The sequence below is a fragment of the Streptomyces sp. NPDC096132 genome (assembly GCF_044763345.1).
Lineage (GTDB): Bacteria > Actinomycetota > Actinomycetes > Streptomycetales > Streptomycetaceae > Streptomyces.
Map to the genome: position 1 here is coordinate 56,836 of NZ_JBIWGA010000018.1, position 18,533 is coordinate 75,368.

The 18,533-nt window shown below is 71.9% G+C and carries 14 protein-coding genes; 7 read left to right on the plus strand and 7 right to left on the minus strand.

What is annotated here, in order from left to right; genetic code table 11:
- The first annotated feature begins 205 nt into the window (after positions 1 to 205).
- The gene (locus ACIRF9_RS35005) at positions 206 to 1,540 is read left to right on the plus strand and encodes a TerD family protein (RefSeq protein ID WP_403830915.1); all 1,335 of its coding nucleotides are present in this window, start codon (positions 206 to 208) and stop codon (positions 1,538 to 1,540) included.
- 15 nt (positions 1,541 to 1,555) lie between these two features.
- Here ACIRF9_RS35005 and ACIRF9_RS35010 read toward each other — a convergent pair whose 3' ends face one another.
- Positions 1,556 to 2,749: a glycosyltransferase gene (locus tag ACIRF9_RS35010; RefSeq protein WP_403830917.1), complete on the minus strand. Its 1,194-nt coding sequence runs from the start codon at positions 2,747 to 2,749 to the stop codon at positions 1,556 to 1,558.
- A gap of 39 nt (positions 2,750 to 2,788) precedes the next feature.
- On the opposite strand from ACIRF9_RS35010, the gene ACIRF9_RS35015 reads away from it, so the two are divergent.
- Together ACIRF9_RS35015 and ACIRF9_RS35020 are read left to right on the plus strand one after the other, a co-directional pair.
- Complete coding sequence (locus ACIRF9_RS35015; protein ID WP_403830575.1) at positions 2,789 to 3,574, plus strand: glutamate racemase; 786 nt, start codon at positions 2,789 to 2,791, stop codon at positions 3,572 to 3,574.
- Positions 3,575 to 3,667: 93 nt separating this feature from the next.
- On the plus strand, positions 3,668 to 4,234 hold the full coding sequence (locus ACIRF9_RS35020) for a hypothetical protein (RefSeq protein WP_403830578.1): 567 nt from the start codon (positions 3,668 to 3,670) through the stop codon (positions 4,232 to 4,234).
- 189 nt (positions 4,235 to 4,423) lie between these two features.
- Here ACIRF9_RS35020 and ACIRF9_RS35025 read toward each other — a convergent pair whose 3' ends face one another.
- Positions 4,424 to 5,500: an O-antigen ligase family protein gene (locus ACIRF9_RS35025; RefSeq protein WP_403830580.1), complete on the minus strand. Its 1,077-nt coding sequence runs from the start codon at positions 5,498 to 5,500 to the stop codon at positions 4,424 to 4,426.
- A gap of 221 nt (positions 5,501 to 5,721) precedes the next feature.
- Here ACIRF9_RS35025 and lnt point away from each other — a divergent pair, with 221 nt between their 5' ends.
- From lnt to ACIRF9_RS35045, 4 genes are all read left to right on the plus strand, one after another.
- Complete coding sequence (gene lnt / locus ACIRF9_RS35030; protein ID WP_403830582.1) at positions 5,722 to 7,332, plus strand: apolipoprotein N-acyltransferase; 1,611 nt, start codon at positions 5,722 to 5,724, stop codon at positions 7,330 to 7,332.
- Positions 7,333 to 7,371: 39 nt separating this feature from the next.
- Positions 7,372 to 7,851, plus strand: coding sequence for an NUDIX hydrolase (locus ACIRF9_RS35035; RefSeq protein ID WP_403830584.1), 480 nt, complete (start codon positions 7,372 to 7,374; stop codon positions 7,849 to 7,851).
- 54 nt (positions 7,852 to 7,905) lie between these two features.
- Positions 7,906 to 8,697 (plus strand): 3-hydroxybutyrate dehydrogenase, encoded by a 792-nt coding sequence (locus ACIRF9_RS35040; RefSeq protein WP_403830586.1) that lies wholly within the window; start codon positions 7,906 to 7,908, stop codon positions 8,695 to 8,697.
- Between the two features lie 86 nt (positions 8,698 to 8,783).
- A complete protein-coding gene (locus ACIRF9_RS35045; protein ID WP_403830588.1) occupies positions 8,784 to 10,712 on the plus strand; it encodes a helix-turn-helix domain-containing protein in 1,929 nt (642 codons plus the stop codon).
- Positions 10,713 to 10,810: 98 nt separating this feature from the next.
- Here the strand turns inward: ACIRF9_RS35045 and ACIRF9_RS35050 are convergent, their stop codons facing one another.
- The 5 genes from ACIRF9_RS35050 to ACIRF9_RS35070 form a co-directional block, all read right to left on the minus strand.
- Positions 10,811 to 12,196, minus strand: coding sequence for an MFS transporter (locus ACIRF9_RS35050; protein ID WP_403830591.1), 1,386 nt, complete (start codon positions 12,194 to 12,196; stop codon positions 10,811 to 10,813).
- Positions 12,197 to 12,943: 747 nt separating this feature from the next.
- A complete protein-coding gene (locus ACIRF9_RS35055; RefSeq protein ID WP_403830593.1) occupies positions 12,944 to 13,903 on the minus strand; it encodes an IS481 family transposase in 960 nt (319 codons plus the stop codon).
- A gap of 351 nt (positions 13,904 to 14,254) precedes the next feature.
- Positions 14,255 to 16,645 (minus strand): SpoIIE family protein phosphatase, encoded by a 2,391-nt coding sequence (locus ACIRF9_RS35060; RefSeq protein ID WP_403830595.1) that lies wholly within the window; start codon positions 16,643 to 16,645, stop codon positions 14,255 to 14,257.
- A 110-nt stretch (positions 16,646 to 16,755) separates the two neighbouring features.
- Positions 16,756 to 17,559 (minus strand): SGNH/GDSL hydrolase family protein, encoded by an 804-nt coding sequence (locus tag ACIRF9_RS35065; RefSeq protein WP_403830597.1) that lies wholly within the window; start codon positions 17,557 to 17,559, stop codon positions 16,756 to 16,758.
- Positions 17,560 to 17,856: 297 nt separating this feature from the next.
- The gene (locus tag ACIRF9_RS35070) at positions 17,857 to 18,483 is read right to left on the minus strand and encodes a TetR/AcrR family transcriptional regulator (protein ID WP_403830599.1); all 627 of its coding nucleotides are present in this window, start codon (positions 18,481 to 18,483) and stop codon (positions 17,857 to 17,859) included.
- Positions 18,484 to 18,533: the final 50 nt, after the last annotated feature.

Below are 18,533 nucleotides of genomic sequence, written 5' to 3' on the forward strand. Positions count from 1 at the left end.
GCGAACTCGGCAAAAAGGGGCGGCGAACACCGCTGTGATCGTGTAAAAGCCGAGTTCCGGGCGGGTTACCGGCGGGTCGGTGGAGCGTGGTCCTGCGCCTTTCACAGGCCTTCCCCGTACCCCGGAACAGATTGACCGGGTAGACATCCGGAGAGGCGCCGGGCGCGGCTCGGCGCACGGAAACGTGAGGGGGGCGGACATGTCGATGCCGAAGGGGTCCAACACCCCGGTGCCGACGACGGCACTGCGGGTCGAACTGGGCTGGCGCTCGGGACCCGGGGTGCCCGACGCGGACGCCTCGGCGCTGCTGCTCGTGGGCGGAAAGGTTCGCTCCGACGCCGACTTCGTCTTCTACAACCAGCCGGCGCACTCCTCCGGCGCCGTCCGCCACGAGGGCAAGCGCGACGCCGGCGGCCGGGTGACCGACACACTCCTCGTGGACCTCGCGCGCGTGGAGCCCGCGATCGAGACCGTCGTCCTCGCCGCCTCCGCCGACGGCGGCACCTTCGCCCAACTGCCCGACCTCTACATCGAGGTACGGGACGACGCGCGGGGCACCGTCGCCGCCCGGTTCGACAGCACCGGCGCGACCGTCGAGACGGCCTTCGTGCTGGGGGAGTTCTACCGCCGCCAGGGAGCCTGGAAGTTCCGCGCCGTCGGGCAGGGGTACGGCAGCGGCCTGGAGGGGCTGGCCACGGACTTCGGCATCGCCGTGGACGAGCCCCAGCACGTGGCACCACCACCCGCTCCCCGGACCGCCCCGGCCCCGCCGCCACCCCATACGGCCCCGGCCCCACCGCCGCTGTCCGCCCAGCCGACCATGCCCGCGCTGCCGGCCACCGTGCCGCCGCCCGTCCACCAGGCCCCGCCGCCCCCGCCACCGGCTCCGCCCGCCACCCCGGTCCGGCTGACCAAGGTGACCCTCACCAAGGCCGCCCCCGCCGTGTCGCTCGCCAAACAGGGCGGCACCTCGGGCGTCATGCGCGTGAACCTCAACTGGGAGGTCCGCAAGCAGTTCTCGGGATGGGGCAGCAAACGAGGCCGCGCGGTCGCGCTCCACAACGACCTCGACCTCGACCTGTGCGCCCTCTTCGAACTCTCCGACGGCCGCAAGGGCGTCGTCCAGGCCCTCGGCAACGCCTTCGGCGCCCTGCACCAGCCGCCGTACATCCACCTCGACGGCGACGACCGCACCGGCGCCGTCGCCCGTGGCGAGAACCTCACCATCAACCTCGACCACAGGAACGCCTTCCGGCGCATCCTCGTCTTCGTGACCGTCTACGAAGGGGCCCGCTCCTTCGCCGACCTGCACGCCACGGTCACCCTGCAGCCCCAGTACGGCGCCCCGATCGACTTCTCCCTGGACGAGTGCACCATCCCCTCGACCGTGTGCGCCCTCGCGCTGATCACCAACAACGGCGGTGACCTGATCGTCCAGCGCGAGGCCCGCTATCTCGTGCCGGAACGAGGAGTGAGTCCGCAGCGGACCGTCGACCACGCGTACGGGTGGGGCATGAACTGGACACCGGGCCGCAAGTAGACCCTCTCCGGCGCCTCAGCCCTCGTCGGTCACGGCGTCCGGGCGGGCGTAGGTGCGGCCCTTCCAGGCCGCGCCGCGCCCCCGGTGGTGCTGCACCGCGGAATCCACCGTCATCAGGAGGTAGAGGAACGCGGTGAACGGCAGCAGGGGCGCGAGCCACAGCGGCTGCCGGTAGTGGCGGAGCATCGGGACGTACGTCCCCGTCATCACCAGCCACGCCAGCCCGCCGAGCACCGCCGCGGCCGTACCGCCGGCGACGAGTCCGGTGAGCAGGGCCAGCGGCGGGACCAGGTACACCAGCACCAGGCCGAGCACCGTGCCGGCCAGCAGCAGCGGGTTGTGGCGCAGTTGCGCGTAGGCACTGCGCGAGACCATCCGCCACAGGTCGCGCAGCCTCGGGTAGGGACGCACGCTGTCCACCCGGTCGGCCAGCCCCAGCCAGATGTGACCGCCGGCGCGCTTCACCGCGCGCGCGAGCGCCACGTCGTCGATGACGGCGTGCCGGATGGCCTCCGGGATCCGCGCCCGCTCCGCCGCCTCCGCGCGCAGCAGGACACAGCCGCCCGCCGCGGCCGCCGTCCGCGTCCCGCGCCGCCCGATCCGGCGGAACGGGTACAGCTGCGCGAAGAAATAGACGAAGGCTGGCACGACCAGCCGCTCCCACAGGCTCTCCACCCGCAGCCGCGCCATCTGCGAGACGACGTCGAAGCCCCCGGTCCGCGCCGCCGCCACCAGTTCCCGCAGGCTGTCGGGCGCGTGCGCGATGTCGGCGTCCGTCAGCAGGAGGTACTCGGGCTCACGCGCGCGTGCCAGGGCGATGCCGTGCCGCACCGCCCACAGCTTCCCGGTCCAGCCCGCCGGCGGCGCACCCGGCGAGCCGACGGTCAGCGGCAGCCCGCCGTGCCGCCGCGCCAGCTCGCGCGCCAGCTCCCCGGTGCCGTCCGAGCTGCCGTCGTCGACGAGGAAGACCTCCGCCCGCCCCGGGTAGTCCTGTGCGAGCAGCGACGGCAGGCTCGCGGGCAGCACCGCCGCCTCGTCGCGCGCGGGGACGACCACGCACACCGACGGCCACGCGTCCGGCTCCCTCCGGGCCGGCAGTCTCACGTCCGTACGCCAGAAGAAGCCCTGACAGAGCAACAGCCACAGCCAGGCGGCCAGGGACACGGCGGCGATCCACACGACGGCGCTCACCCGCGCAGTCTGCCCCACCCGGCCGGGCCGCAGGAGCACATCGTCTATCGTGGCCGGGTGAAGATCGCGCTCATGGACTCCGGAATCGGCCTGCTGGCGGCCACCGCCGCGGTACGGCGCCTGCGACCCGACGCCGATCTGGTGCTCTCCCTCGACCCCGACGGCATGCCCTGGGGCCCGCGCACCCCGCAGGACCTCACCGGGCGCGCCCTGGCCGTCGCCGAGGCCGCCGCCGCCCACGGGCCCGACGCCCTCATCGTCGGCTGCAACACGGCGACCGTGCACGCCCTGCCCGCCCTGCGCGCCCGCCTCGAACCGGGCATCCCGGTGATCGGCACCGTCCCCGCGATCAAGCCGGCCGCGGCCGGCGGCGGCCCCGTCGCGATCTGGGCCACCCCCGCCACCACCGGCAGCCCGTACCAGCGCGGTCTGATCGAGGACTTCGCCGACGGGGTCACGGTCGTCGAGGTGCCCTGCTGGGGACTGGCCGAGGCCGTGGAGCACGCGGACGAGGCGGCGATCACCACCGCCGTCGCCGCGGCCGCCGCCCTCACTCCCGACGACGTGACGACCGTCGTCCTGGGCTGCACCCATTACGAGCTCGTCGCCGACCGCATCCGCGCCGCCGTCCAGAACCCGGTCCTGCCGCCCCTCGTCCTGCACGGCTCGGCCGGCGCCGTCGCCGCGCAGGCCCTGCGCCGCATCGGCGCCCGCCTCGAGCCCGAGACGGACGGCCTCGGCTCCGTGACCGTCCTGCTCAGCGGCCGCGAGGGCGGCCTCCCGCAGCCCGCCCTCGCCTACGCGGAAGGCCGGCTGCTCCAGGCCGTCAGTCCCGCTCAGTGACCGACGGTCACCGGGAGCAGACCCCGCCCGCTCGGCCCAGTCACCCTGCGCAACGCCCTACCCGCGCAGCGAAACCTGAGTAACCTCATGTATATGAGGGACCACTCCCACGATCACCCCCAGGGCGAGGACACCCCGCATTCCGAGCATTCGGACGTCTGGACCGGCCGCGCCACCAACCGGTTCCAGTGGCTGCTCGCGCTGGTCGGCGCCGCCTGCATGGCGCTCGGCATCGAACTCGCCGTCGACTCCGCCTGGACGTCCGGCACCGCACCCCTCGTCATGTCCGTCGTCGGCTGCATCGCCGCCGGACTGCTGGTCCTCTTCGGCACCCTGGCCTTCGTCCACGTCGACCTGAAGCTCGACAAGGACGTGCTGGAGGTCCGCTGCGGACACATCGGCGTGCCGCGCCGCCGCATCCCGCTCTCCCATGTCGCCGGGGCCGATTTCGAACCGCTCGTCACCCCCCGCCACTGGGGCGGCTGGGGCTACCGCTGGCGCCCGGAGAAGGGCACCGCCGTCGTCGTACGCCGTGGTGAGGGAGTGGTGCTGCGGCTGTGGGACGGCCATACGTTCACGATCACCGTGGACGACGCCGAGTCCGCCGTACAGGCGATCAGGGCCCGGCTGCAGGCGCGGACGCCCGGCCCTGCGCACTGAGGTCGTACCGCCGGACACTCGGCCCTGCGTACGCGCGTCATACCGCCGGGCGGTCGCGGGGACGCGCACCGATGTACACGGCCGGGCGGTCGTGACGGGGCGCACCCACGTCATGCCGCCGGACGCTCGGCCCCGCGCACGCACGTCATACCGCCGGGCGGTGGGCGGTCGCGGCGGCGCGCCCCGACGTCACACGGCCGGGCGGTCGCGGGGGCGCTCCCTGCCGGCTTCGGCCGGTGACACGGGTGCCGGTTCGTCGGCGAGTGGGCGGGCCGTCGCCAGACCTGCCAGGAGGCCCGCGCCGACCGACACCGTGGTGAAACTCAGCGCGTTGCCGACGGCGGCGAGCGCCGCGACCGCGGTGAGCGTGGCGCCCGCCGTGAGGACGACCGGCGTGGGGCGGGGCGCGCGCCACAGCGCGAACAGCACCCAGCAGAAGGCCGCCGCGAGGAGCAGTACTCCTACGACACCCTGCTCCGCCGCCAGCTGCAGCGGCGCCGAGTGCGGCTTGCCGTCGGACAGGGTGGACTGCGCCGCCGTGGCGCTCAGCTCCCCGAAGCGACCGGGTCCCACGCCGAGACCGGTATCGCCGCGCGCCAGGCGCAGGGCGTCGCGCCACAGGTCGACCCGGCGGTGGGTGAGCTGGTCCTCCAGGGATGCGGCGAGCCCGGCGGGCAGGGCGTTCGCGGCGACCGCCCAGGTCAGGCCGGTCACCAGGGCCGTGGCCAGGGCCAGGGCGCCGAGGGCCGGACCCCGATGGCGCATCCGGCCGGCCACCAGTGAGCACAGCAGGACGGCACCGCACGTCACGACCGCCGTGGTCGAACCCAGTACCGCCCCCGCGACCACGACACCACAGGCGAGCAGCGTCAGGGCGAGCCGCAGCAGGGGCACGGGCGTCGCCCGGGCGGCGCAGCACGCGGCACCGGCCGACAGCGTCAGCACCGCGGCCGTGGCACCCGCGTGGCCCAGCGGCGCGGCGATCTCGGGCCCGGGCGCAAGCCGCGGCACCGCCACCGTCATGACGAGCCCGGTCAGCGCCGCGGCACCGGGCGCGGCCACGGGCAGCAGCACCCCGCCGATCCGCCCCGCCGCGTACCCGGCCGCCACCGCCAGCACCGCGAGCAGCACGCCCTCGGGCCGTCCGCCGTGCACGGCCGCCGTGACCAGGGACCAGACGGCGCAGGCCCCGAGCACCGCCACCCCCGCGGCGTCGGAAACGTTTCGTCTCTCTCCGTCGGCGTCCGCGCCGGCCGCCGACGTCATCCCCGTGGAACCCGTGGACCCCACCCGACCCCCCGTACCCGGTCGCCCCCCGACCTGTGACACCCCGGACACCTGTGCGACCGGAGCTCTGGCACACCGTAACGGCTGATGGGCGGTTTGTGGATGCTCGTGCCGGGGTCGCGCACGAACCGTGGCTCGTCGGGGGCGGCCCCCGTGGACCGCGCTGTCGGCCAAAAGGTGACCCGCCGTACACTCCCGGAGTGACCGTCACCGCAACTTCCGTGGGCCAGCCCGACCAGCTGGAGCCCCAGGCCGCGCCGGGTTCGCGCCGGGCGCGGCTCCTGCGCCTCCTCCCCGCCGCCGCAGCGGCGGGCGCCGGAGTGCTGCTCTACGTCAGCTTCCCGCCGCGCACCCTGTGGTGGCTGGCCCTGCCGGCCTTCGCCGTCTTCGGCTGGGTGCTGCGCGGCCGCAGCTGGAAGACGGCCCTCGGCCTCGGCTACCTCTTCGGCCTCGGTTTCCTGCTGCCGCTCCTGGTGTGGACCGGCGTCGAGGTCGGCCCCGGTCCCTGGCTCGCGCTGGTGGCCATCGAGGCGGTCTTCGTCGCCCTGGTCGGTGTCGGTGTCGCCAAGGTCTCGAAGCTGCCGGCCTGGCCGGTCTGGGCGGCGGCCCTCTGGATCGCGGGCGAGGCGGCACGCGCGCGTGTGCCGTTCCGCGGCTTCCCCTGGGGCAAGATCGCCTTCGGTCAGGCGGACGGCGTCTTCCTGCCGCTGGCCGCGCTCGGCGGCACGCCCGTCCTCGGCTTCGCGGTCGTCCTCGGCGGCTTCGGCCTCTACGACGTCGTCCGCCTCGCCTCGGACCGGCGGCGCACCGGTGAGGTGCGCAGGTCGGCCGCCGCCGTGGCGCTGCTCAGCCTTGCCGTCCCCTTCGCGGCCGCGCTGGCCGCGCGCTCCCTGGTGAGCGACAAGGCGGAGGACGGCACCGCGACGGTCGCCGTCATCCAGGGCAACGTCCCCCGTCTCGGCCTGGACTTCAACTCCCAGCGCCGGGCCGTCCTCGACTACCACGCGCGCGAGACGCAACGGCTGGCCGCCGAGGTCAAGGCCGGCAAGAAGCCCCAGCCCGACTTCGTACTGTGGCCCGAGAACTCCTCCGACATCGACCCCTTCGCCTACGCCGACGCGGCCGCCGTCATCGACAAGGCCGCCAAGGCGATCGGCGTCCCCATCTCGGTCGGCGGGGTCGTCGAGCGCGACGGCAAGCTCTACAACGAGCAGATCCTCTGGGACCCGGTGAAGGGCCCCACCCAGACGTACGACAAGCGGCAGATCCAGCCCTTCGGCGAGTACCTGCCGCTGCGCTCGCTCATCGGCGCGATCAACAGCCAGTGGACGTCCATGGTCCACCAGGACTTCAGTCGGGGCACCAAGCCGGGCGTGTTCACCATGGACGGCGCCAAGGTCGGACTGGTCACCTGCTACGAGGCCGCGTTCGACTGGGCCGTCCGTTCCGAGGTCACCGACGGCGCCCAGCTGATCTCCGTGCCCAGCAACAACGCCACCTTCGACCGCAGCGAGATGACCTACCAGCAGCTCGCCATGTCCCGGGTGCGCGCCGTCGAGCACAGCCGCACCGTGACCGTGCCCGTCACCAGCGGCGTCAGCGCGATCATCATGCCGGACGGGAGGATCACCCAGAAGACCGGCATGTTCGTCGCGGACAGCCTGGTGCAGAAGGTGCCGCTGCGGTCCTCGGAGACCCCCGCGACCCGGCTCGGCATCCTCCCCGAGATCGCGTTGGTACTCGTCGCGGCGGGCGGTCTGGGCTGGGCGATCGTCGCGGGGGTGCGCGCCCGGCGGGGCGCCGGAGCCTGAGGGCTTCCCCGGGGCGGAGGTCCGGTTAGGGTCGGTCCCATGCCGACTCCTGAGTTCATCACCGAGATCCGGGCCTCCGCCGGCCACCAGCTTCTGTGGCTTCCCGGCGTCAGCGCCGTCGTCTTCGACGATGACGGGCGCGTCCTGCTGGGACGGCGTGCGGACAACGGTCAGTGGACCGTGATCACAGGTATCCCGGACCCGGGCGAGCAGCCCGCGGACTGTGCCGTGCGGGAGGTCGAGGAGGAGACGGGCGTGCGCTGTGTCCCCGAGCGCATCGTCCTGATCCGCTCCGGGCGGCAGGTCGAGTACCCCAACGGTGACCGATGCCAGTTCATGGACGTCACCTTCCGCTGCCGGGCGGTCGGCGGCGAGGCGCGGGTCAACGACGACGAGTCCGTCGAGGTCGGCTGGTTCGAGGTGGACGCCCTGCCGCCGATGCACGAACGACAGCTGTTCCGCATCAAGCAGGCGCTCTCCCACGAACCCACGTGGTTCGAGACCACGCTGTCCGAGTGAAGTGTGGGGGCTGACCACATGGGGTGGGGGCGGGGCGCTGCCTAGGGTCGAGCCATGACCACGCCCCCCGCAGCCCCCGCCCCCTCGCTCGACCTCGGTGGCCGCACCGCCCTCGTCACCGGCGCCGCCGGCGGCATCGGCCGCGCCTGCGCGCTGCGGCTGGCGGCAGCCGGGGCCAAGGTCCGGGCGGTCGACCGGGACACGGACGGCCTGGAGGCGCTCGCCGGGAGCGCGGCCGGTCTGCCGGGCGCGATCGAACCCCATGTCCTGGACCTCACCGACCTGGACGCCGCCGAACTCGCCGCCGGCGGGACCGACGTCCTGGTCAACAACGCCGGGCTGCAGCACGTCAGCCCCCTGGAGGAGTTCCCGCCGGACGTCTTCCACACGGTCCTCACCGTGATGCTGGAGGCACCCTTCCGGCTCATCCGCGGCGCCCTGCCCCACATGTACGGGCAGGGCTGGGGCCGTGTCGTCAACGTGTCCTCCGTCCACGGACTGCGCGCCTCCGCGTACAAGTCGGCGTACGTGGCCGCCAAGCACGGGCTGGAGGGCCTGTCCAAGACGACCGCCCTCGAAGGCGCCCCCCACGGCGTCACCTCCAACTGTGTGAACCCCGCCTACGTCCGCACCCCCCTGGTGCAGCGGCAGATCGCCGACCAGGCACGGGCGCACGGCATCCCCGAGGAGCGCGTGCCCGCCGAGGTGCTGCTGCGCGACAGCGCCGTCAAGCGGCTCATCGAACCGGAGGAGGTGGCCGAGGCGGTCGCGTACCTGTGCGGGCCGCAGGCGTCCTTCGTCACCGGTACCTCACTGGTTCTCGACGGCGGCTGGACCGCACACTGAACATCTGTTCGCACCGGGTGCTCCGGCGTCGTCCACGTTTTCCACAGGCCTGACGAGGCGCGCCCATGATGGGGAATCCTGTGGGCATGTCCCGTGATCACGTGGAGGGCACCACGACAGCCCTCGATACCGCACACGACGCCGACGCGCCGTTCCTCGAGCTGCTCGCCCGGGGCGCGGACGCCGAGGCGTACGAGCGGCCGGTGCCGCTCGCCCGCGCCGAGGGACGGTCCGCGGAGCGGATCGCGGCGCTGGAGCGGGCCAAGCTGCTGGCGCTGCGCGTGCGCGCGGAGCTGGAGGGCCGGCGCCGCAGGGAGGCCGAGCTGTCGGCGCTGTTCGAGACCGCCCACGATCTGGCGGGCCTGCGCGACGTGGACGCCGTCCTGCGGGCGATCGTGCAGCGCGCCCGCTCCCTGCTCGGCACCGACGTCGCCTACCTCAGCCTGCACGACCCGGCCAGGGGCGACACCTACATGCGGGTCACGGAGGGCTCGGTCGCCGCCCGGTTCCAGCAGCTCCGTCTCGGCATGGGGGAGGGGCTCGGCGGCCTGGTCGCCCAGACCGCGCGCCCGTACGTCACCGACGACTACTTCCGCGACGACCGCTTCCGCCACACGACGGCCATCGACGCGGGGGTGCGCGACGAGGGCCTGGTCGCGATCCTCGGGGTCCCGCTGACGCTGGGGACGGACGTCATCGGGGTGCTGTTCGCCGCCGACCGGCGCGCCCGGGTCTTCGAACGGGAGCAGATCGCGCTGCTCGGCTCCTTCGCCGCGCTGGCGGCCGCCGCGATCGACACCGCCAACCTCCTGACGGAGACCCGCTCGGCCCTGGCCGGCCTGGAGCGTGCCAACGAGATCATCCAGGACCGCAGCGCAGTCATCGAGCGCGCCTCCGACGTCCACGACCGGCTCGCCGAACTCGTGCTGCGCGGCGGCGGGGTGCACGACGTGGCCGCCGCCGTGTCCCAGGTCCTCGACGGCACGGTCGAGTTCACCGAGACCGCACCGGCCCGGGCGCTGGAGGCCTCCCGTGCCGAAGGCCACGCCGTACGGCACGCCGACGACTGGATCGCGGCGGTGGCCGCCGGGGGCGAACTGCTCGGCGCGCTCGTGCTGCGCGGCCACCCCGGCCTGGACCCCGTCGACCAGCGCACCCTGGAGCGCGCCGCGATGGTCACCTCGCTGCTGCTCCTGGCCAGACGCTCCGCGGCCGAGGCCGAGCAGCGCGTCCGCGGGGAGCTGCTCGACGATCTGCTCGACGCCCGCGACCGCGATCCGCGCCTGCTGCGCGAGCGGGCCTTCCGGGTGCGCGCCGATCTCGACGCCACCCACGTCGTGCTCGCCGCGCGGCTGGACGGCACCGCGCCCGACGCCGACCAGGAGGCGGCCGCCCGCCGGCGTCTGTGGTCCGCCGCCTCCCACCTCGCGGCCACCCGGCACGGCCTGGCCGCCGCCCGCGACGGCGGCACCGTCCTGCTGCTGCCCCTGGAACCCGGCGACACCGCGACGGAAGTGGCCCGCCGCACCGCCCGGCACCTGGGCACCGCGGTCCACGAGGCGGTCACCGTCGGAGCCTCCGCCCCCGTCCGGGACCTCGCCGCCCACCCGGACGCCGTGGCCGCCGCGTACGAGGAGGGACGCCGCTGTCTGGACGCCCTGCGACTGCTCGGCCGCTCCGGGGACGGCGCCGCCGCCGAGGACTTCGGCTTCCTGGGGCTGCTCCTCGGCGGCGACCGGGACGTGACGGGCTTCGTCGACCGCACCATCGGCCGGGTCGTCGCGTACGACGAACGGCGCGGCACCGACCTGCTGCGCACCCTCGACGCGTACTTCGCCTGCGGGATGAGCCCGGCCCGCACCAAGGACGAACTCCACGTCCATGTGAACACCGTCGCCCAGCGCCTGGACCGCGTCGGCCGCCTCCTCGGCGACGACTGGCACAGCCCGTCCCGCGCCCTGGAGATACAACTGGCCCTGCGACTGCGCCGACTGGCGGTCCCGGCAGCGCGCTGACCCCCGCACGTGGGTACGGGGGCCGGCGGGCCCGGGAACAGAGGGCGGGCCGGCCGGCCCGCCTGGGATCGGACGGCGGGTCGGCGGGGCCCCGGGGATCAGACGGCGCGCGCGTCCTCGGCCGGCGTGGGCGCGGGCTCGGCTCCGAGGGAGGGCCCGACCTCGGCCAGGTCGCGGTGGCGGGTCTCCTTGGCCGCTCCCACGGCGACGACCGTCAGCAGGGCCGCGGCGATCACGTACAGGGCGATCGGGGTGGAGCTGTCGTAGTCGGCCAGGAGGGCGGTGGCGATGAGCGGTGCCGGGGCGCCCGCCGCGACCGAGGCGAACTGGGCACCGATGGAGGCGCCGGAGTAGCGCATCCGGGTCGCGAACATCTCGGAGAAGAAGGCGGCTTGCGGCGCGTACATCGCGCCGTGCAGCACCAGGCCCACGGTCACGGCGAGGACCAGGCCGCCGAAGTCGCCGGTGTCGACGAGCGCGAAGAACGGGAACATCCACAGCCCCACCCCGACCGCGCCCAGCAGATACACCGGCCGCCGTCCGATCCGGTCCGACAGCGCACCCCAGGCGGGGATGACCGCGAAGTGCACGGCCGAGCCGATCAGCACGGCGTTGAGCGCGGTCTGCTTGGAGACACCGGCCGAGATGGTGGCGTACACGAGGATGAAGGCGGTGATGACGTAGTAGGAGATGTTCTCCGCCATCCGCGCGCCCATCGCGACCAGCACGTCACGCCAGTGGTGCCGCAGGACGGCGACGAGCGGCAGCTTCTCGGCGTCGGCCGTCGGGTCGGCCCGGCGGGCCTCGGCCTGCGCCAACGCCTGCCGGAAGACGGGCGATTCATCGACAGAGAGACGAATCCACAGACCTACGACCACCAGCACACCCGACAGCAGGAACGGGATCCGCCAGCCCCAGGAGCCGAAGGCGGCGTCCGACAGCACGGCCGTCAACAGCGACAGCACGCCGGTCGCAAGCAACTGCCCCGCCGGCGCACCGGTCTGCGGCCACGAGGCCCAGAACCCGCGCCGCCGCGCGTCCCCGTGCTCGGACACCAGCAACACGGCCCCACCCCACTCACCGCCCAGCGCGAAGCCCTGCACCAGCCGCAGCACCGTCAGCAGCACGGGCGCGGCGGCGCCGACCGTCGCGTGCGTCGGCAGCAGCCCGATCGCGAAGGTCGCCCCGCCCATCAGCAGCAGACTCAGCACCAACAGCCGCTTGCGGCCGAGCCGGTCACCGTAGTGCCCGAAGACCAGCGCCCCCAGCGGCCGCGCGGCGAATCCGACGGCATACGTCAGGAAGGACAGCAGCGTGCCGACGAGCGGCTCGGAGTCAGGGAAGAACAGCTTGTTGAACACGAGCGCCGCGGCGGAGCCGTAGAGGAAGAAGTCGTACCACTCGATGGTGGTGCCGATGAGACTGGCGGCGACGATGCGCTTGAGGTCGGCGGGGGGCGGGGGAGCGGTCGCGGGGGAGGACATCGGCACCACTTCCAAGCGGTTGGCGGGGACGTTTCCGTGTCGTCACACCGTAGAAACATGCAGGTCAGGCGCACATGTGGCAGGGCAACATAGTTCGAGGCTTGCCTATGCGTGCGGCCACCATGCCAGCTCGCATCGGGCGGTTCAGGGTCTCGAAGGCGGTCGAAGCGAGTGCCGTCCGGGACGCGTAGTTCGGGGTGATTTGACGGTGCGGTGCTGACTCCCGTGCTGGTTTGGTGCTGACTAAAAGCCCATGTCATCACCCGTCTTCACCTGTCCCGTGCTGACTTGGTGCTGATTACGCTCCGTTGAACTCGGGCATCTGAGGTTGATCGGCTTGGAGTCGCTGCGTGGTGGGTGGCCGGGCTGAGAGACCGAGCCCGGACTTGTCGCTTAACCACCGTAGGCATGGGCAAAGTTCTGCGCCTGCGCGCGGTGCGCGTTCGTCCCGGCAGATTCTTCGTCTGCTGGTGGTACCGGCTTTCCATGCGCCTGACCAGCTGAAACAGCTTGTGGCGACGGAGTTTTCGAAGCGCTGGCCCGGGTATGGTCCGGATCTTGGTCTGGAGTGGGGCTTTCCGGCCGTTACCACTGCCACGAGCAGCATCGTCTACGGTCTGCTCAACTAGGGGCTCCCGAGTAACCGACCTCCATCAGGCCGTGAAGTCCGGTGGCTCCCGCATCACCCGCTGCCCAGCCTTTGTACAGCGCGACTGCGTCTGTCAATGTGCCACTGACGATCACCGGTTACGCCTGGGCCGTGGTCTTCTGCTTGAGGCGTTCGTAGGGGGTCTGGCCGCCGAGGCCGCCGTGGGGGCGATGGTAGTTGTAATAGTCCTCCCACTCGCGCAGTTTGTCGTTGAAGACCTCGGCGTCGTCGATGATGACGCCGTCGAGGAGCTGGTACAACTCCTCGGCGTCGATGCGGTGGGAGCGTTCGACCTTGCCGTTCAGGCGTGGGGTGCGGGGCTTGATGTAGGTGTGGGCGATGCCTTTGTCGAGGACGTGCCAGTGGAAGGCGGACTGGAATTCGGCGCCGTTGTCGGTCTGGATGACCTCGACCTGGAACGGCAGGCGCTGGATGACGTAGTCGAGGAACTGGATGGCGGTGGCCTGGTTCAGCGTCGGGTAGATCCGCAGGACGCGCAGCCGTGTGCAGTCGTCGATGGCGGTGAACTGGAAGTACTTGTTGCGGCCGCCGCGGCGCCCTTGTGGCATCGAGGCGAGGGGCTCGATGAACTTCACGTCGATCTGGACCCGGTGGCCGGGCAGCTGCTTCTCGTAGCGCTTCCACCGGCGGTCGTGGCGCTTGTAGCGCTGTGAGGCTGGCAGGCGGCCCATGTCCAGGCGGTTGAGGATGCGCCAGACGCCGGACTTGCTGATGGTGACGTCGTGGTACCGCTTGAGGTACATGGCGATCTTCTCGGGGCCGAAGTGGTAGTTCTGCCGCAGGTAGATGATCTTCCCGACCACCTCGACGTGGGTCGCGTTCGGGCAGGTCTTCGGCGCCTTGGAGCGGGTGCGCAGGCCCTCGACGCCTTCGGCCTGGTAGCGGCGGTACCAGGTGTAGTACGCCTGCCGGCTGATCCCGAAGTACCGGCAGGACATCGCGACGTTCCCGGTGACCTCTTCGACGTGGCGTATGACGGCCAGGCGCCGCTTGGCCTCACGGTCAAGCGGCGGGGTGGTGGGGGTGGACTTCGGCATGTGGATCTCCGTAGTGATCGGAGACCCAGGTGTCAATGATGATCGGCAGTTTTATACTGCGGGGAGCTTTGCACTTCCGCCGTCATGCGTCCACCTTGAACTGCGGCGGATAGTACTTCACGACCACCAGATGTCCGTTCCCAGATCCTCAGGATCCAGCCGCTGGTGTGTCCACGATCAAGGCTCATGGCCAACATCCCGCTGCACCACTTCATGGGATGCGATCGGCTGCGGAAGGTCAGTTGTGCGGCAAACCGACTCCGTCAAGACCGGAGCGTCTCATCTCGGCCGCCCCCGTACGTGGTTCACCGGCGAGCCCCGGCGTCGTGTGGCCGGTGTGGGGAGGACGCCTCAGCGGGCGTTGTCGATGGGCTGTTCGGCCCAGATCGTCTTCCCGTTCTGGCCGTATCGACAGCCCCAGCGCGCGGTGAGCTGAGCGACGAGGAACAAGCCGCGCCCTCCCTCGTCGGTCGTGCGGGCACGCCGCAGGCGGGGCTGGGTGTTGCTGGGGTCGGTCACCTCGCACACCAGGACGTCGTGGCGGATCAGTCGCAGCCCCACCGGTCCGCCCGCGTAGCGGATCGCGTTGGTCACCAGCTCGCTGACGATGAGCTCGGTGGTGAAAACAAGATCCTGCAGCCCCCACGCGGTGAGTTGGCGGGCCGTCAGCTTCCGGGCTTCGGACACTACGGTGGGATCGCCCCGGAACTCCCACACAGCGGTTGCCTCCTTCGGGATCGACCGTGTTCGGGCCAGCAGGAGGGCCATGTCGTCGCGTCGCGGCTGGACCGCGAGGTCGGCGAGCAGGGCGTGGCCGGCGTCCGCCAGGACGGCTTCCGGACCGCATGACGAGACGAGACGGGCGGTGAGCCGGCGCAGCGCCTCATCGAGGTCCCGGCTGTCTCGATCCATCAGGCCGTCCGTGTAGAGGGCGAGGACGCTACCGGGCTCGATGTCGATCGTGGTCGTCTCGTACGGCATGCCGCCGACGGTGAGCGGAGGTCCCGCGGAGACCGCGACGATGTGCGCGGTCCCGTCGGGGTGGATGACCACGGGGGGCGGGTGACCGGCACTGGCCATGGTGCAGCGCCCGGTGACCGGGTCGTAGATCGCGTACAGGCAGGTGGCCCCGACGCCGTCCTGCTCCGCGGGCGGTGCCTCCGCCGTGAGACGCTGGACCAGGTCCGCTGTTCGGGTGAGTACTTCCTCCGGTTCCAGTTCGAGATCGGCCAGAGTCTGGATGGCGGCGCGAAGCCGCCCCATGCCGGCGGTCGCGTGCATGCCGTGGCCGACCACGTCGCCGATGACGAGAGCGACCCTGAAAGAGGGCAGGGTCAGAGCGTCGAACCAGTCGCCTCCTATGTCCGCCCCGTCGCCTGCGGGAAGGTAGGCGCCGGCGGTCTCGGCGGCGGGGGTGTCGGTGGTGGCCGGGGGAAGCATGCGTTCCTGCAGGGCGACCGCCGCACGGTGTTCGCGGGTGTACCGCCGGGCGTTGTCGAGGGCGAGCGCGGCGCGCGAGGCGACCTCGGTCAGGAGGTCCGCGTCCTCCGGGGTGAAGGGATCGGACCGCTCGATGCGCCAGACCGTCACGTCACCCAGCAGGGAACCGCGTGCCCAGAGGGGTGCCAGCATCACCCAGCGGAAGGACTTGGGGAGGAGAAGCTCGACCAGCTGGGGATCTCCGAGCATGGCGATGAGTTCCTCACGTCCGAGGACGACTGTCCTGCCCTGCTGGAGGCCGCGCAGCAGAGGGCTGTCGGGGACCGGCGGAAGCTCGTCACCGAGGTCGATGCCGGTCAGAGGCCCGACCGCGGCCGGTGCCAGCGCGGCGTGGCGCAGGTGAAGATCTCCCCCGCCCAGTCCTCGCGGAGGGTCGGCGCCGTCGAACACGGCCTGCGCCAGTTCGACCCCCGCGAGGTCGCCGAGGGCCGGCACGAGCACGTCCGCCAGATCCTGCGCGGTGCGCCGGACGTCCAGCGAGGCCCCGACGCGTACGGCCGCCTCGTGGGAGAGGCCCAGTCGCCGACGGGCGAGCAGTTCCTCGGTTGTGTCCATGTGCATCACCGCCACCCCGGTGGGGTTGCCCTGGGAGTCCTGCAGCCGGAAGGCATGGAGCGTCAGGCGTCGCCGGAGTGCCGGATCGTGCTGTAGCCGCACCCATCGCTCGCCGTCGAACGCTGGTTTGCCGGTGGCCAGAACCTGGCGAAGCGTGTACTCGATGTCCTTGGCGTCATCCCAGGACACCACATCGTCCGCGGGGCTGCCGATCGGGACGCCGGGGCCGCCGAGGACATCGGAGGACGCGTTGGTCTGCACGATCGAGAGGTCGGTGTCGTACAGAGTGATCCCGATGCTGTTCTGGGAAACAAGCGCGTCGAGGAGTGCAACACCCCGGTCACGGTCGGTCACGTCCTGTGAGGGGGTTGCCAGGACCAGCAAGTCGGGTGAGCCTGTCAAACGTGTCGTGCGGAAGGCGACCTCGACGACGGCGCCGGATGATTGCCGGATGCGCGCCCAGCCGCGAGGCGGAATCGCGGACCCTCCGCGCAGGCGTCGCGCCGGGGTGCCGTGGGCGCGGACCAGAAGGTCCCACACCGGGTGGCCGCAGGCCTCGTCGGTGGTGAGCCCCGTGAGAGCCGCCGCGGAGTCGGTCCAGCGCAGAATCGTCCCCTTGTCATCGAGTACGGCTGCGGCCAGGCCGTCGAAGGCGGACGGCCGGTTGTTGGATGAGAGAAGGGGCATGGCCGATGTCCGCTCTGAACCGGTTGGAGTGCTTTATTTCAGTATGGTGTTTTCGATAAGGGACCCGAACAGCTCGTTCTCGCCGAGCACGGACCTCCCGGCGACGGCGTTCACGTCTTCAGGTGCTCGACGACGGCGTCCGCTACAGACCGCATGCCCTCCGCGGTCGGGTGGAACGGCGCCACTTTCCCGAGATGACGGAGACGGTCCGGCAGTCCGCTCACCCATGGATCCGCGGACCCCAGTGCATGCCCACGGCTGAGTTCCCCCATCCGCACGAGCTCCGCACCCGACCGGGATGCGGCGGCCCCGAAGATCTGGGAGACCGTCTCTCCCAGCCGCCTCAGTGCGTCGATGCCGGCCTCGTCGAAAGGCGCCGCACGGCTGGGACGGGTGCCGGGCCCGATGACCGTCAGGTAGTCGACGAGGAGGATCCGGGCGCCGGGTGTCCGGCCACGCGCCGCCTCGACCACCTGGCAGAGGCGGGCGGTGGCCCGCTCGATTGTCTCGGCCGTCGGGTTCGGCACGTCGGGTCCGGGCAGCAGCACCGCCCGCAGCGGCCGGGTCCAGGGGGAGGACGACAGCCGGCCCGCGATGCCGAGCATGAACATGCTGCCGATGTAGTCGAGGTCGTTGCCACCCACCGTGATCGTCACCAGATCCGCATCCGAGGGCACCCCTTCGAGCTGCGGCGGGAATTCCCTCCGCATACGGCGCTGCGGAGCGTCCAGGACGTTTTCGGTCGTCGCTCCCGACACCGTCAGGTCGGTCAGCTCGGCGCCGAGCCGCCGGGCGACCAGGTGAGGATAGTTGCGTGCCGAGCGCCCTGCCGCTCGGTTCGCGATCGGTTCGATCCCGGGGCCTGCGGCGAACGAGCTCCCGAGAGCCGCGAGATGGCGGAAGTGCGAGCTCATTGTTCCTCGTCTGTGATGCGCGTGCTCATGGTGTGCGGCTCGCTCGACCTCGTCGGCGGACCGCCCGGAACGGCCTCGTGGCGGGCGTTCTTCGCTCGCGTCGCATGCCCAGGTACGGAAAGGTACCGCCATGCTCGGCGCTGCGTGCGCGCGACCGCGTTGGCTGACCGTTGGTCGCGGATGTGGCATGACTACCCCCGGCAGGGTGGACGGGGCGCCGCGGAGGGCGTAGGTGCTTGAGGCATCGCCGAGGCGACGTCGGCGCGGTTGTTCTCCCCGTAGGGACAGACGCGCGTGTCAGCCGGACTCGCCGACCGGCGCGGGGCCCGGGCTCTCGCCCACGTCGGGGGCGCACATCCGGTTGAACGCCTCGACCAACACGGTCATGTCCACGCCCGGGTCCAGGAGCCACTGCAGCTGGATGCCGTCGGACACCGCGAGCAGCAGTCGTGCCATGAGCTCGGAGTCGACGTCCCCGCGGATCCGTCCTTGCTGCTGCCCGTGATCCAGGCCGTTCTGGATCTGCGCGCTCAGCTCCGTGTACCGTCGCTTGAAGAACGCGTGGGCGGGATGCTCCGGGTCCGACGCGGCGGCCGACAGGGTCACGAACAGGTCGACCAGACCTGGTTGCCGGGCGTTGTGACCGACGGTCCGGGCCACCGCCTCGCCCGGCGACATCACATCGACGACCGCTTCGGTGTCCAGGGCGTCCCGCTCGGCCAGCACAGCCAGCAGCAGGTCCTCCCGGGAGTCGAAGTAGTGCAGCACACCTGCCTGGGACATGCCCACACGGTCGGCGATCTCCTTGAGTGACGAGCCGCGGTCGCCTTGCTCGCTGTAGACCTCGAGAGCCGCCCGCAGAATCTGCTTGCGGCGCTCCAGTCCCTTGCGATAGGGGCCCCTGGGTTTGCGTGGTGTGCTCACGGTCAGACCGTACTTCACTCATGGGTGCGGGGGTTCGCCGGGGAGCTGAT